General features: G+C 34.2%; 11 protein-coding genes. 7 read left to right on the plus strand and 4 right to left on the minus strand.

Annotated features, from left to right (window positions below; genetic code table 11):
• Window positions 1-514 precede the first annotated feature (514 nt).
• The 3 genes from ACFSSE_RS04240 to ACFSSE_RS04250 all read right to left on the minus strand — a co-directional run bounded on the left by ACFSSE_RS04240 (window position 515) and on the right by ACFSSE_RS04250 (window position 4,512).
• Window positions 515-1,240 (minus strand): DUF4197 domain-containing protein, encoded by a 726-nt coding sequence (locus tag ACFSSE_RS04240; protein ID WP_379042433.1) that lies wholly within the window; start codon window positions 1,238-1,240, stop codon window positions 515-517.
• Window positions 1,241-1,631: 391 nt separating this feature from the next.
• Window positions 1,632-2,378 carry a DUF4197 domain-containing protein gene (locus tag ACFSSE_RS04245; RefSeq protein WP_379042430.1) on the minus strand — a complete coding sequence of 249 codons (747 nt, stop codon included), beginning with the start codon at window positions 2,376-2,378 and terminating at the stop codon, window positions 1,632-1,634.
• Between the two features lie 250 nt (window positions 2,379-2,628).
• A complete protein-coding gene (locus ACFSSE_RS04250; protein ID WP_379042427.1) occupies window positions 2,629-4,512 on the minus strand; it encodes a vWA domain-containing protein in 1,884 nt (627 codons plus the stop codon).
• A gap of 88 nt (window positions 4,513-4,600) precedes the next feature.
• On the opposite strand from ACFSSE_RS04250, the gene ACFSSE_RS04255 reads away from it, so the two are divergent.
• From ACFSSE_RS04255 to ACFSSE_RS04265, 3 genes are read left to right on the plus strand one after another with little or no spacing between them, the layout of a single operon-like run.
• Window positions 4,601-5,170: an RNA polymerase sigma factor gene (locus ACFSSE_RS04255; protein ID WP_379042424.1), complete on the plus strand. Its 570-nt coding sequence runs from the start codon at window positions 4,601-4,603 to the stop codon at window positions 5,168-5,170.
• Window positions 5,163-6,413: a TonB family protein gene (locus ACFSSE_RS04260; RefSeq protein WP_379042421.1), complete on the plus strand. Its 1,251-nt coding sequence runs from the start codon at window positions 5,163-5,165 to the stop codon at window positions 6,411-6,413. The genes ACFSSE_RS04255 and ACFSSE_RS04260 overlap by 8 nt, the downstream gene beginning before the upstream one ends.
• A gap of 18 nt (window positions 6,414-6,431) precedes the next feature.
• Window positions 6,432-8,303 carry a M1 family metallopeptidase gene (locus tag ACFSSE_RS04265; protein WP_379042418.1) on the plus strand — a complete coding sequence of 624 codons (1,872 nt, stop codon included), beginning with the start codon at window positions 6,432-6,434 and terminating at the stop codon, window positions 8,301-8,303.
• A gap of 33 nt (window positions 8,304-8,336) precedes the next feature.
• Here the strand turns inward: ACFSSE_RS04265 and ACFSSE_RS04270 are convergent, their stop codons facing one another.
• Window positions 8,337-9,503, minus strand: coding sequence for an ATP-binding protein (locus ACFSSE_RS04270; RefSeq protein ID WP_379100737.1), 1,167 nt, complete (start codon window positions 9,501-9,503; stop codon window positions 8,337-8,339).
• Window positions 9,504-9,741: 238 nt separating this feature from the next.
• Here ACFSSE_RS04270 and ACFSSE_RS04275 point away from each other — a divergent pair, with 238 nt between their 5' ends.
• From ACFSSE_RS04275 to ACFSSE_RS04290, 4 genes are all read left to right on the plus strand, one after another.
• Entirely contained in the window at window positions 9,742-11,280 is a 1,539-nt protein-coding gene (locus tag ACFSSE_RS04275) for a YifB family Mg chelatase-like AAA ATPase (RefSeq protein WP_379042436.1), read from the plus strand.
• 62 nt (window positions 11,281-11,342) lie between these two features.
• Window positions 11,343-12,017 carry a peptide-methionine (S)-S-oxide reductase MsrA gene (gene msrA, locus ACFSSE_RS04280; RefSeq protein ID WP_379042412.1) on the plus strand — a complete coding sequence of 225 codons (675 nt, stop codon included), beginning with the start codon at window positions 11,343-11,345 and terminating at the stop codon, window positions 12,015-12,017.
• Between the two features lie 171 nt (window positions 12,018-12,188).
• Window positions 12,189-13,676, plus strand: coding sequence for a proton-conducting transporter transmembrane domain-containing protein (locus ACFSSE_RS04285; protein ID WP_379042409.1), 1,488 nt, complete (start codon window positions 12,189-12,191; stop codon window positions 13,674-13,676).
• Window positions 13,677-13,678: 2 nt separating this feature from the next.
• Window positions 13,679-16,003, plus strand: a complete 2,325-nt coding sequence (locus ACFSSE_RS04290) for a DUF2309 domain-containing protein (protein ID WP_379042406.1) — start codon at window positions 13,679-13,681, stop codon at window positions 16,001-16,003.
• The last annotated feature ends 77 nt before the right edge of the window (window positions 16,004-16,080 follow it).

The following is a 16,080-nucleotide window of genomic DNA, read 5'->3' on the forward strand; positions in this document are numbered from 1 at the left end:
TAATGAAACAAAAAAACGGATATATTCATATACATCCGATTATATCCGTTTATACACGGGTTTCTTAACCAGCATAAAGAATTACCTTTTCAATAGTTCCACTTTTTCTTTCTCACTCACTAATAATCTTTCGTACAATTGCTTATTCTCTTCATAAACTTCCACTAGTTTATCAATAGGGTTGAAGGTTGGTTGGTTGGTGGTTATAATTTATACCTATAGAATCATCTTAACATTTATATTTTAACAAAAATTAGGGATATTAATTTTCAGTAATAGTCTAGTTCAGGTTAATATTTTACGTATGAAAATTTATTAGCGTTAAATGATCTTTTCTTGGTTTTTATGGAGAAAACTTTGTTCATAAGCCGGATAGCAACGGAAAACCCACAGCAAGTGAAACGTAGCGAGGATTTGTAGTGTATAGCCGGAACAGGCTGTTATAGAAAAGCAAAAGCCTAAGTTCTTTCAGAAAAAAAACTCAGGCTCTGTAAAAAAATTTGTAAACTAAAATTTACTTTTTTTGCTGATCTGCGTATGCAAAAACTTTTTGCAATAGTGATGTACTTCTGGCGCCTAAATTTTGGCGTATTTTTAATTCTTCTTTAGCTATTTCTAAAAATAAACCATCAATAGCTTTATCGGTTACATAAGCAGTTAAATCTGTATTTATTGGCTTAACCAAAGGTAAGCGATTATAGGTATTGGTAACGTCTCCCCAGTAGCGGGTTGCGCCAACTTTACTTAAACTACTGTTAATAATTGGGCTAAATTTACCAGCCAAAGCAATGCTTGTGGTTCTTTTAAAATAGAGTGTTGCGGCATCTTCTCTTCCTAACAAAATATTGCTTACATCTGTAAAACTCATTTGCTTTATAGCGTTTACAAATATGGGTTTTGCTTCTTGGGCGGCATTTTCTGCAGCCCTGTTTAAGCTGGTAATTAAATTATCGCATAGGCTGTTCAAACCTACACTTCTTAAGGCGTTTTCAACTTTACGGGCTTCTTCTGGAAATAATATTTTAACGGCTAGGTTTCCTAAATAACCATCTTTTGCAGATAATCTTTCGGCGCTATAATTTGTACCAAACTCTAAGGCTTGTTTTAAACCCAAACTCATCTCGGTTGATGATGGAGTGCCTAAGGCTTGGTTAATTACTCCAGAATATTGGTTTAATGTATCGCAACTGGCAAATAAAAGTGTAGCAGAAAGTAAGGTTATTGTGGCAAATTTTTTCATTTTATAATTTTTAATTACAAGGCAAAAATAGCTCCATAAAATTTAATAACCTCAGTTCGACTATTAATTTATGCTTAAAGTGCTACTAATCTTACATTTTAAATTAAACCCAAAACCGCACAGGCTTTCCTGCCCTCATGCCGGGCATTGGCAGGCACTATTTTCCGAAAAAAGTTCCCAAAAACTCTCGCCTGCGTCTGATGCTATGAATGGAAGTGCTTTTACTTTTTTTATCTAAACCGCACCAGACAATGGCGAATTAACGATAATTAATGTTTGTACTTTGACTAAATGAGGGAAATTAATGCTTGATAATAATCGAGTTCAGGTTAATAAATAAAAATAGCCGGAAAATAATGTTCTAGCTATTCAATTTAATTTTTAAAAAACCCTAATTCTTATCTGCCTGTGCAAAAACTTTCTTCATTAAATCTGTTGGTCTAAATGCGCTGTTTTCTCTAATTTTTAATTCTTCGGCAGCAATTTTCTTAAATAAACCATCAATAGCCATTTGAGTTATGTAATCTTTTAAATCGGGATTAATTTTGGTAGCAAAAGGTACTTTATTATACCTATTTGCTACATCTGCATAGTATTTTGTTGCGCCAACTTTATCAATGCTGTTTTGTACAATTGGGTTAAAAACCGATGTTAAAGAATCTGTAGTGGTTTTTTTAAAATAATTGGTGGCAGCATCATTGGTGCCCATTAAAATATTTGTTGCGTCTTTAATGGTCATTTGTTTTACTGCATTAACAAAAATTGGCTTTGCTGTTTTTGCGGCATCCTCGGCAGCTCTGTTAAAACTTAAAATAGCATCATCACACATTTTATTTAAGCCTAATTTTCTTAAAGTAGCTTCGGCTTTAAGCGCTTCAGGTGGAAACAAAATTTTGACCGCTTGGTCTCCAAAAAAACCATTTTGGGTCGATAATAAATCGGCACTTTTTGTGGCTCCAATTTGTAAAGCTTGTTTTAATGCTGTAGCAATATCAGTTGGACTTAAACTGGTTGTTGCAGTAGTACTTTTAGCAACCGTTTTAGCTTTATCTAACAATTTGCTAACTTGAGCAAAAGCAGTTGATGATGCCATTAAAAGCATCATCATTACTGCAATTTTATAATTCGTTTTATTCATCGTTATTTTTTGTAATTACTTTATTATTCACCTGAAATTATATTTATAATTTGTCCAAAATCCGCACAGTCTATCCTGCCCTTATGCCGGGCATTGGCAGATACTTTTTTTCCGCAAAAAAGTACCCAAAATACTCTCGCCTGCGCCTGATGCTATTAAAGTCAGTGCTTTAGCAGTTTCATCTATTCCGCAACAGACAAGGGCGAATTTACGGTAATTAATGTTTCTACTTTTAAAATAATCACGAAAATTAATCTTCAATATTAGTTGAACTGAGATCAATTAAATTGTTTTTGGTGAGCAGTTTAGCGTTTTCTACTAATTGTATAAACTCTGCTCGGTAACCATTATCATCAATCCCTTTTCCTTTTTTAGCTAAAGCAATGGCATGGTCAAAATTAGCATTTTGTTTAAATTCCGAATCTTTAATTAACAATCCAAACTCGGCAACAGCAGCAACAAACATAAAATCTTTAGTTGTTTGTTCCATTTTTTTGCCATCATCTATCAAAGATAAACTTAACTCTTTACTTTTAGTTTCATCTGGGTTTTTATAACGCATTTTAACAGTTAGCAATTCGTCAGAATTTTTAATCGAATTGTTTTGCTGATACTTCATCTCATCCGTTTTTTTAACAAACTCATCTTTATATCCTTTCGGGATAATCTCGTAAAGCGCAGTTACGGTATGGCCAGCACCCATTTCGCCAGCATCTTTTTTATCATCCTTAAAATCCTCGTTGTTTAACAACCTGTTTTCGTAACCTACTAAACGGTAAGCTTCCACTTTTGCAGGGTTAAATTCAATTTGCAGTTTTACATCTTTTGCTACCGTAAATAATGTGCCCCCAAACTCGTTAATTAAAACTTTTTTAGCTTCATTAATGCCATCAATATAAGCGTAGTTTCCATTTCCCTTATCCGCAATGGCTTCCATTTTACTGTCTTTTAAGTTACCGCTACCAAAACCTAAAACACTTAAAAACACACCGTCGTTTCTGTAACCTTCAATCATTCTTTGCATTTCAGCATCACTGCTTGCACCAACGTTAAAGTCGCCGTCTGATGCTAAAATTACCCTATTATTTCCACCTTCAATAAAATTATTCTTTGCGGTTTCGTAAGCCAATTTAATTCCTGCGCCACCAGCGGTTGAGCCTCCGGCAGATAAATTACTTAAAGCTTCTTTAATTTTAGTTTTTTGATTTCCGCCAGTGCTTGGCAAAACCAAACCAGCTGCACCGGCATAAACTACTATGGCAACTTTATCATTTGGGCGCAATTGGTCGGTTAATAATTTCATAGCGGTTTTTAACAATTCTAACCTATCTGGTCCTTGCATAGATCCAGATACGTCTATTAAAAACACCAAATTAGAAGCTGGAAGGTTTTCGTTTTTAATGCTTTTAGCTTTTAAGCCAATACGCACCAAACGGTGATTTTTATTCCAAGGTGCATCAGCAACATCAGTTGTTATACTTACAGGGTCGTTTCCTTTTGGCTCTGGATAATCATATCCAAAATAATTAATAAATTCTTCTACGCGTATGGCATCTTTTGGAGGCAATTGTCCACGTTGTATAAACCTGCGCATATTACTGTAAGATGCCGCATCCACATCAATAGAAAAAGTAGAAAGTGGGTCTGTTGTTGAACTTTTAAAACCATTTTCTGTAATGGCACTATAGCTTTCTGTATTAATATCTTGTGCGTAATAACTGTTATTGTTAGCAAAACCTCTAATTTGCATTGTTTTAGAGCTTTGCACCCCAGCAATAGCACCTAAACTCTCTTTCCTTTGCGTTCCGTAACCAACAACAACAACTTCCTCCAGTTTTTGCTCATTTGCTGCTAAAATGATTTTTAGCTCATTATTGCTTGCTGTAACTTCTTTTGTTTGATAACCTACAAAAGAAACTACCAACGTTTTTTCTTTTTGCGAAACTGTTATTTTAAAAAAACCTTTACCATTAGTACTTACAATATTAGATTTTTGCTGCTTGGCAGAAACCATTGCACCTGCTAAAGCATTTTGCTGTTGGTCATAAACATAACCGCTCATAACCTTGCTGTCATCGGTTTTAAAAGCACTAAAAACAAGTGCAATAATTAAAAGGGAGAATAGATTTTTCATAACGTTATTTTTTAAATTTGATAACATGATGCTTAAAAAAATCGTTTTCCATAAACAGCCCAACTATTTTTTTTATTATTGAGGATACATGGCAACAATACCAGAAAAAAATTCTTCATTAAGCGATGAGCATTTGGTTGCCAAGTATAAAAAATCGGGCGATTTGCAGGTTTTAGGAAGCTTATACAAAGATTATATGCCTTTAGTTTACGGCGTTTGCCTTAAATATTTTAAAGAACCCGAATTAAGTAAAGACGCAGTAATGCAAATTTTTGAACAGTTAATAGAAAAACTCAAAAACCACGAAGTAAAAAATTTTAAAAGCTGGTTGTACGTTTTAAGCAGAAATTTCTGTTTAATGGAATTACGGAAATCTAAAAAAATGAATATCGTTAACATTGACGATAACTTTGTGGAATCTGCTCCGCTTTTGCATCATGATGATAATGATACCAAAGAAGCCCAATTGGTTTTAATGGAAAAATGTATTGAAACTTTAACCGAAGAACAAAAATGGAGTGTTAAGCTTTTTTACCTTCAACAAAAATGCTACACCCAAGTTGCAGATGTTACGGGTTACGATTTAAAAAAGGTGAAAAGTTACATACAAAATGGTAAACGAAATTTAAAAATTTGCATAGAAAAAAACGGTGAATAAGCTCAATCAAGACATAGAACTTATCCGTAAATACCATAACGGAGACTTAAGCCCAACTGAAATGAATCAGTTGGAAGCAAGGGCTTTGGACGATCCGTTTTTGCAAGATGCTTTAGATGGTTACGAAATTATTGGAGTATCTAATTCAGATATTAATGAGTTAAATAATAGTTTAGCCCACAGGTTAGAAAAAGAAAAGAAATTATTTAGTGCGTACTGGGGTTTTAAACAGTGGAGTATTGCCGCTTCCATTGTTTTTGGCATAGCGATAATTAGCATTTATTTTAACCAAACACCAGAAAATAAAACCATTGCTTTAAATGAGTTGCAAGAGAAAGAAAACATCCCGAAAGCTGAAAAACTAAAAGTTGAAGCCGCTGATAAGAAATTAGCAGAAAACAATGTTACTCTTGAAGATGAAAAAGCAATAAATTTGGATGGTAGTGTAGCTTTTGCAGCTCCAGAACAACCCTTGCAAAAAAACGAAGTTTACATTGCAGAAAATGAAATTGTTGTGGAACCTATGGCCAAAGCAGCAATGAAAGATACTTCAAAAAATTTAAACGAGGTTGTTGTTGTTGGTTATGGCAGCCAATATAAAAAAGATTTAGTTGGCGCCGTTGCTGGTGTTAAAACAGAAGAATTTTTTGCAGGGAGAGCTTTAAGAGCTGCAAAAACAGTAAGTACTCAGCTTATAAAAGGTAAAATTATTGATGAAACAGACGGAACAGCTTTACCGGGAGTTACTGTAAAAGACACCAAAACAGGGCTTACCAAACAAACAGATTTAAAAGGAGAATTTGTTATTGATGCCGGTAACAAAACCGATTTAAGTATAAGTTATATAGGATACGAAACACAAAGCAAGACTATAAATAAAAATGACTCTTTAATTATTGCTTTAAAACCTTCTGAAGCTTCACTTTCTGAAGTGGTTGTGGTTGGTTATGGTACTACAGTACCAACTGATGTAAACTCCACCGCTGGACCCAAAAAGGGTTGGAGGTTATTTAAAGAATATTTAGATAATAATGCAAGCCCAATAAACGGGCAAAAAGGAAGAGTTCAGGTATCTTTTACTATATTACCTAATGGCAACCTTCAAGATTTTAAAACACTAAAATCACTGAGTAAAATTGCCGATGAAAAAGCTATTTCTTTAATTAAAGACTATAAAGGCGGCTGGAATGGTTCTGCAGATGGTGTGGCGCAAACGGTGCGTGTTACCGTTAGGTTTAAATAGATTAAAAAATTTATACAAATGATGAGGAAAATTTTGTTTTTAAGTGTTATCACAATTCTGTTTTCTTGTACAAATAATACTAAAACTACAAATCAGGAAACCATTGCCGAACCTCTTCAACGTACAGATCCTCACTCGTTTTCAAATCCAAATGAAAATATTGCAACCCATTTAAATTTAACTTTAGATGTAAATTTTGAGGATCAAGTTTTAAGTGGTGTCGCGTCTTGGGATATTAAACATATTGGTGAAATAAATGAAATTGTTTTTGATAGCCAAGGTTTAAATATCACAAAAGTAACTTTAGATAACGATACCTCAGGTGTGTTTTTTGCCTTAGGCGATGTGGAGAAATTTACTGGCCAACCTTTAAGCGTACCTATAAACGCTGACACTAAAAAAGTGCATATTTACTACAATACAGGTGAAAATGCACCTGCTTTACAATGGTTAAACCCACAGCAAACGGCCGGAAAAAATCAACCATTTTTGTTTACACAGTCTCAAGCAATTTTAGGGCGCAGTTGGATTCCTTCACAAGATAGTCCTGGTATCAGGTTTACCTACAACGCTAAAATTACGGTTCCAAAAGGCTTAATGGCTCTAATGAGTGCGCAAAACCCAACCAAAATAAACCCAGATGGTGTTTACCAATTTGAACAAAAAAATGCAATTCCAAGCTATTTAATGGCTTTGGCTGTAGGTGATATTACTTTTAAAGCAATTGATAAGAGAAGTGGCGTATATGCCGAGCCCACAATGCTTAATAAAGTAGCGTATGAATTTGCCGATATGGGTAAAATGATAACCGCTGCCGAAAAAATTTATGGCGATTACCGTTGGGGAAAATATGATGTTTTGGTATTGCCACCAAGTTTCCCTTTTGGAGGGATGGAAAACCCAATGCTTACTTTTGCTACACCAACAGTTATTGCTGGCGATAGGTCTTTGGTAAGTTTAATAGCCCATGAACTTGCACACAGCTGGAGTGGAAACTTAGTTACCAACGCTACATGGAACGACTTTTGGCTGAACGAAGGTTTTACTGTTTATTTTGAACGCAGAATTGTAGAAAGTTTGTACGGTAAAGATGAAGCGCAAATGCAAGAGGTTTTAGGTTATAACAGTTTAAAAGAAACCATTGCCGAAATGGGCGATAAAAATCCTGATACCCGTTTAAAAGTTGACTTTACAAAACGCGACCCTGATGGAGGTGTTTCTGATGTAGCTTATGAAAAAGGCTATTTCTTTCTTAAAAATATTGAAGCAGCGGTTGGGCGTGAAAAATTTGACGAATTTTTAAAAGCTTATTTTAACAGACATGCTTTTCAAAGTATTACAAACGATGTTTTTTTAGACGAGTTGAATGCTTTGTTAATTAAAGGAGATGAAAAACTAAAAGCAGAAATAAATTCTTATGCTTGGGTTTATCAACCCGGTTTGCCAAAAGAATTTAAAGTGCCTGTAAGTGCAAGTTTCTCTAAAATTGATGACCTTCAAAAACAATTGATGCAAAAAAATGATGTAGTTGGTTTAGGTAAAGCTATAAATAACACTAACCAAAAATTATATTTCATTAATACTTTACCTGCTAATATTAATACTTCATTAATGACGAGTATTGATAAACAATTTAATTTCACAAATTCTGGCAACGCCGAAATACAATGCGCTTGGTACACATTGGCAGTTAAAAGAAATTATATACCAGCCAATGCGGCTATCAAAAATTTTTTAATTAATGTTGGTCGTCGTAAATTTTTAATGCCAATTTATAAAGAAATGGCAAAAACGCCAGCAGGTAAAACTTTAGCAAAAAGCATTTACAAAGAAGCAAGGCCTAATTATCATTCTGTAGCTTATAATAGTATAGATGCTTTATTGAAGTAGGGTTTAATTAGGCTTTTTTTAGTGAACTTATACTTATTCATCAGAAACGTTTTTCCAACTTAAAACCGAATATTTAGTTCTGTTTTGATTTTCATCGCCGCCATAAATTAAGGTTTTTCGCACTTTTGTTGGAGAAGCAATTTCTTCAAATTTGTCCATTTCCTTAAATAAAGTGTTGCTTATTGTTTCGGTAGCTTTGATTTCAAAAATTGAAAAGCCTTGGATATCTTTCAACATTAAATCAACCTCGTTTGCATTGCTATCTTGCCAAAAATAGTAATCCCTTAGCAAATAAGAATGGTGGTTTTGTTTTTGATATTCTGCTACTACCATATTCTCAAATATCTGGCCTTTCAATCTGTTTTCAACTACTTCATCAGCATTTCTTATTCCCAATAAATGCGTTAAAAGTCCAGTATCATAAAAATATAGTTTCGGACTTTTAACCAACCTTTTGTTAAAATTTTGATGGTAAGGTTGCAGCAGGAAAATCACATAGCTGCTTTCTAATATCGAAAGCCAAGCTTTAGCCGTATTATGTGTAATATCACATTCGTTTGCTAATGCGCTATAATTAAGTAATTGACCAGCTCTGGCGGCACACAAACTTATAAAAGTTCTAAATTGTTTTAAATCTCTAATATTTAACAGCTCTGTTACGTCCTTTTCTATATAGGTTTGAATATAGTTAGCGTAAAAAATGGAAGGATTTATATTTCTATCAAATATTGGAGGATAAAACCCCTTTATTGCAGCTTTAGGATAAGAGGCATCTAATAACTGATTTTGCTTTAACTCTTTAAAATCAAACGGAAGCAGCTTAAATAAAGCTACCCTACCTGCCAATGTTTGAGTAATGTTATTTAGTAAATGAAAGTTTTGAGAACCTGATAATATGTATTGTCCCATTATTTGGAATTCATCTACCCTTTCTTGTAAATAAGAAAAAAGCTCAGGTACTCTTTGTACTTCATCTAAAATAACTTTATCATTATATTGATTCAAAAATCCAAGTGGATCATCCGTAGCAAAAGAACGAATACTTGGGTTCTCTAAATTGATGTATCTATAATCACTAAATAATTGCTTTAGTAAAGTGGTTTTGCCAGATTGCCTCGGCCCCGTAAGTGCCAAAATAGGAAATTTAGTCTTCTGACTCTCTATAATTGGGGCAATTTGTCTAGTTATAAAATCATTCATAAAAGCTAATTCTATTAAATAGCTCACAATATATTGATTTATTCTCAATTTACATAAATTCTATTCTCAATTTGCATAGCTTTTATTCTCAATTTACATAAACTCTATTCTCAATTTACATAAATCAGAAATTAACTATTTAGGATGTTGAATTGAACATCTCCATCAAAAAAACAAGCATTAGTATTATATCGCTATTTTTTTATACTTTCAACTATTCAATTTTAGCTAACGAATGATGCCTGTAAAAACCTATGGAAGTGCCGTTTATGGTGTAGAAGCAATAAATATTACGGTTGAAGTTAACATTACCTCAGGCAATAAGTATTTTATTGTGGGTTTACCAGATAATGCGGTAAAAGAAAGCATGTTACGTATAGAAAGTGCAGTAACATCAAGCGGTTGCCGTATGCCAAGGCAAAAAATAGTGGTAAACATGGCTCCAGCAGATATTAGAAAAGAAGGCTCTGCTTATGATTTAACTATTGCTACTGGAATATTAGCTGCATCAAACCAAATACCTGCAGATCAAATTGGCGAATATATTATTATGGGCGAACTGTCTTTAGATGGAGAAGTTAAACCCATAAAGGGCGCCTTACCAATATCAATACAAGCAAAAAAAGAAAAGTTTAAAGGTTTTATATTGCCAGAGCAAAATGCCCGAGAAGCTGCCATTGTAAGTGATATTGAAGTTTACGGAATTAGCCACATTAACCAAGTGATTGATTTTTTTGCCAAAGGAATTAAACCAGCGTTAACTATAGTTGATACCAGAGACGAATTTTACCATGCATTGGGTAATTATGATGCTGATTTTGCAGACGTAAAAGGGCAAGAAAACATTAAACGGTCTTTAGAAATTGCTGCTGCTGGTGGTCATAACGCAATTTTAATTGGTCCGCCAGGAGCAGGAAAAACTATGCTTGCCAAACGTTTGCCAACAATTTTGCCCCCTTTAAATTTATTTGAGGCTTTAGAAACCACTAAAATACATTCTGTTGCTGGTAAACTATCAGCAACAGATGCATTAATTACCAGAAGGCCATTCCGCTCACCTCATCATACCGTTTCTGATGTTGCTTTGGTTGGTGGAGGCAGCAATCCGCAACCGGGCGAAATTTCTTTAGCTCATAACGGTGTTTTGTTTTTAGATGAATTACCCGAGTTTAAACGTACCGTTTTAGAAGTAATGCGTCAGCCCTTAGAAGAACGGAGGGTAACCATTGCCAGAGCCAGAATGTCTGTTGATTACCCTGCAAGTTTTATGCTAATTGCAGCTATGAATCCTTGCCCTTGTGGGTATTACAACCACCCCGAAAAGGAATGTGTTTGTGCACCTGGTGTTGTACAAAAGTATTTAAGCAAAGTGAGTGGACCATTGTTAGACAGAATAGATTTACATGTAGAAGTAACGCCAGTTAATTTTGATGAATTAGCGTCAGAAAGACAAGCAGAGAAAAGCGAAATTATTAGAGAAAGGGTAATAAAAGCTAGGTTAATGCAAGAAAAACGTTTTGAAGAACATGAAAACATTTATTGCAATGCGCAAATGAGTCCGCAAATGGTAAGGGTAATTTGTAAGATAAACGATACCGGGCAGTTACTGTTAAAAAAGGCAATGGAAAAACTTGGTTTATCTGCCAGAGCTTACGATAGAATTTTGAAAGTAGCCCGCACCATTGCAGATTTAGCACAAAGCGAAGAAATAGGGATAGAACACTTAGCTGAAGCTATCCACTTTAGAAGTTTAGATAGAGAAAATTGGGCAGGATAAACTTGCTTAAAACTTTTTAGTAACGTAATGCGTTGTTAAACAAACAAAGCATTTAAAATATTATGAAAAAGTATATAAAACTATTTAGTTTAAGTTTATTGGCCATTGTTATTACTGCATGCAGTAGTAACGGACAATCTAACTCAAATAAAACCCAAAAAGATTTAAAAATGAATTTAACACCAGCCAAAGGAGAAGCCGTTGCTGCTTTTGCCTCTGGTTGCTTTTGGTGTACCGAACATATTTTTGAAGCAGTTGTTGGTGTTAAAGATGTAATATCTGGCTATGCCGGCGGTACAACACTTAACCCAACTTATGATTTAGTGAATACTGAAACTACGGGCCATGCAGAAACGGTATTGGTTTATTACGACCCTCAAATAATTAGCTATGCAGAATTGGTAAAAGTGTTTTTTGCGTCGCATGATCCTACAACAAAAGACCAACAAGGGCCAGATAGAGGAAGTTCTTATCGCTCCATTCTTTTTTACAACACAGAAGCTGAAAAAGAAGTTGCCATGAATGAAATTAAAGCGATTAGTGCTTCAAATAGGTTTAAAAACCCTTTAGTTACTCAGTTAAAAAAACTGGATGCTTTTTACGAGGCAGAAGAATACCACCAAGATTATATTAATGGAGGAAAAGGAAGCATGAATCCATATATTAAAAATGTATCGATACCACGTTACGAGAAATTTAAAGCCGAATACAAAGGAAAACTTAAAAAGGGTTCTTAAGTTCTAATTTTTATTCCACTTAATTTAGGTTTTAAAGGCTTGTATAGTTAAAGTCTTTAAAGCCTTTTTTTAATCATAAATAATTTAAATACAATATATAATAAACATAAATAAAAATTTATGTATTAGTTTTTTCAAATTTGCGGAGTTAAAAACTCTAAAAATTTGAATATGAATACAACTTCTACACTTTCACATCCAAGTTCTAATCATTCGCTCAGTTTATTAAAAAATAAATCAAATTCAGCTGCCACTTTCTCTAATTCTACCAACATTTTTTTGTGGGTACTGTTTTTAGGAAACGCTATTTACTTAGCTGTAAATTTTGCAAATATGCAAACCATCTATTGGTCAAATATTATTCGCATTAATGGTTTTACATTACTTATTTGGACAACTGTTACATTTTTTAGTGCCATATTAAGCACTTATAGCAAATACTATCTCACAGGATTTACATACCACAAAAAGTTTATAGTTTTAAGTTTAGGCTTTACATTTTCTGTAATGTTATTTATTGCTTCAAATCACATTATACTCTTATTAGCATCGTGGTTTACAATGGGCGTTTTTATGGCAAACCTAATAGGCGTAAATGCAAAATGGGGCGAAGCACAAGAGGCAAGAAAGTTTGCTCAAAAATATTTTTTATTAGGTACAAGTTTTTTAAGTGCAGGTGTTTTATTATTAGCTTTTCAAACCAATGCTTTCACCTTAGAGGCAATTATTCAAAATCTTCCTAATCTTAGGCAAAGCACACTAATTATTGCGGGTTTATTAATCATTGTTGCAGCAATCATTCAATCTGCAATATATCCTTTTCATAGGTGGTTACTTTCTGCAATGACAGCTCCAACGCCAGCATCAGCATTAATGCATGCAGGTTTTGTAAACGGAGCTGGAATTTTATTAGCGCTCTTCGCTCCTTTAATATTTGCATCAAATACTTTTACTATATTATTAGTCATCGGCGGCCTTACCGCAATAATAGCCCAGTTTACCAAGCTTTTACAAGCAAATGTGAAACAAAAATTAGGTTGTTCTACCATTGCCCAAATGGGTTTTATGATTATGCAATGTGGTTTAGGTTTTTTTAATGCTGCCGTTGTACATCTTATTCTACATGGTTTTTATAAAGCTTATTTGTTTCTTTCATCTGGCGAAAGCATTGAGCAAACAAAGCCAGAAAAACCAGAAAAAATTGTAATTAAACCTTTGCAAGCTGTGGTTGTGCTTTTCTTTGGTACGGTAGGCGCTTATCTTTTTGCATTATTAACAGGTAAAGGAACCGAAATTAATAGCAGTATTTTTTTAACACTAATTGTTGCCATAACAGTAGGGCAAATTACTTACAATATTGTTAAGCAAAGCAACCTAACCATTTGGCAAAAGGCATACATTCCGCCTGTATTATTTTTAATAGGGATAAGTATTTACGCATTAATTTATAATGGCGTAACACACCTAATGGCAACAACTCCAATGGCAGATGTGCCTTTACCTTTAAACCTTACACAAATTGTATTTGGAGTAATATTTTTAACAGGCTTCTTTATGATGAAGCTTGGCGCTTACCGCAATTTTTCTTGGCTTTATGTTAAGCTAATGAATGATTCGCAACCCTATCACAAAACTGTATTAATGTTTAAAAGCAAATAAAAATGAGCAATCTAAACTTTATTAAACTTATTGAAGAAGCATCAAGCGTAGTTGGCAAAACTTTTCCCTTATATGCTTTTGTAACGTCAAATCCACTTTCTGGTTATGAAAAAGATACCTTTTTTGATGCTACAGAAAGTGCGCAAAAATACTTTTCAGGTTCTTTTTTTCCAACAGCTTCGGTTTACCAACAGGCTTGGGATATTAATGAGATTGACGAGCAGGTTTTAAAAAATATGCTTATCGCCGATGGCTACATGGAATCTCCAGATTTTTATTTGCAACAAATAGAAAATAGCAAACCTTTACAAGAAGAAAACGCAAACCATAATTTAGATACCATGATGGTAAAATGGTTGAGCGCATTTTTAGATGAGGGAATGGCAGAATGGGAAATGCCCAACAGAACAGAAGGTTTTTACTCCGCCTGGAGAAAATTAGCAAAGTATGATGGTAAACTTGGAGTAAAATCTTTAAATGAAATCCCAATAGATGCTACAAACGCTTTACAACAAGCGCTTAAAGTTTATACAGATAAAGAATACCTACAAATATTTGAATATCACATTGCAGCTTTGGCCGGTTGGACAGGCTACATTAAATACAGAGCAGAAAATAATACAGATTGGCAACAAAAATATCCTATCACTTTAACAGATTATTTGGCGGTTAGGCTTTGGGTTGCAAATAGAATTCAGGCGCAAATAGTTGCCCCAAAAAAAGACAGGACAGCTCAAAAAGAACAAGCAAAACTGCAATATATATGGTTAAAAGCTTGGGAAAAAAGTTTGCAGAATAAGTTGGTTCAAAAACTGGAGAAAAAACAAACTACTGTTGAAGATGTAATAATTGCAGACGAAATACCAGACGCACAATTGGTTTTTTGTATTGATACCAGATCAGAACTGTTAAGAAGACATATTGAAGCACAAGGCAAGTACGAAACATTTGGTTTTGCTGGCTTTTTTGGAATTGCTGCAGATTATAAAGATTTAAACACCGGTATAATCAGAAAATCTTGTCCGCTGATAGTTGGATCTGCCTATACAATTTCCGAAAGCTGTTATACAAACAAAACCGCCGAACTGGTAAGTTTTAAAAAAACCGCCGAAGATTTAAAGTTTAAGAATTACTTTTTTAAAAGGTTAAAAAACATGTTACCATCTGCGTTTGGATATGTAGAAGGTTCGGGTTTAATTTATGGAGCTTCTTTGGTGGCAAGATCACTGTTCCCAGCCAAACTTTATCAAATTGAACAAAAAAATTCAAAACCTCATGAAAGTTTTTGCGATACTAAAATTCAACACAGCCATTTAACTGATGATACTTTAGCAAGCATTCCATTGGCAGAAAAAGTGGCAATTGTGAACTCCGCTTTTGCAGTAATGGGCTGGCAAAAATTTGCTCCCTTGGTTGTATTTGCTGGGCATGGCAGTCATTCAAAAAACAACCCATTTGGTTCAAGCTTGGATTGCGGTGCTTGTGCAGCTAGCCCCGGAAGAAACAATGCCAGAATGTTGGCTAGTTTAGCAAACTTAACCGAAGTAAAAGAAGCTTTAGCAGCAGAACATAATTTATTTATACCATCTAATACAGTTTTTATAGGTGCAGAACATAACACCACAACAGAAGATATTGTACTTTTTGATGGGCAAGTGCCGGCATCACATCATGAATATTTGAAAGCTTTAAAAGTAAATTTAAAGAAAGCGCAATTAATTGCCATAAAACAAAGAAGAGGATTAGCGAGCGATGAAATAAACCATGTTTACAAAAAAGCCAATAACTGGGCAGAAACCAGACCAGAATGGGGCTTAGCAAAAAACGGCGGATTTATTATTGGTCCTAGAAATTTGTCGAAAAACGTAGATTTAGAAAGCAGGTGCTTTTTACAATCTTATGATTGGAGAAAAGACGATAGTGGCGATCTTTTAGAAGCCATTATGCAAGGGCCAATGACAGTTACGCAATGGATAAATAATCACTATTACTTTTCTACAGTTGATAACGATAGGTTTGGCGGAGGTACAAAAATTACCCACAACGTAACTGGGCAATTTGGTGTAGTGCAAGGAAACGGCGGAGACTTGAAAGTAGGCATACCACTACAATCTGTTAAAGCAACAGATGATGAAATGTATCATCAACCTTTAAGATTATCGGTTATTATTGAAGCTCCTTTAGAAAGAGTAACTGCGATTTTAGACAAAAACCCAAATTTAAAAAGCTTAATTACCAACCAATGGATTTATTTATTAGTTATGGATCCGCTTAAAGAAGGTGCTCCAAAATTGTACAAAACTAATGAAGTCGAAACTGTAGCGTAGATTGCAATAAAATAGAGGAAATAAAATTCTTATAATAACTCTTAAAAAACAAAATCATCTCTGTAAAGGGATGATTT

It is taken from the genome of Pedobacter alpinus (assembly GCF_042684645.1).
GTDB lineage: Bacteria > Bacteroidota > Bacteroidia > Sphingobacteriales > Sphingobacteriaceae > Pseudopedobacter > Pseudopedobacter alpinus.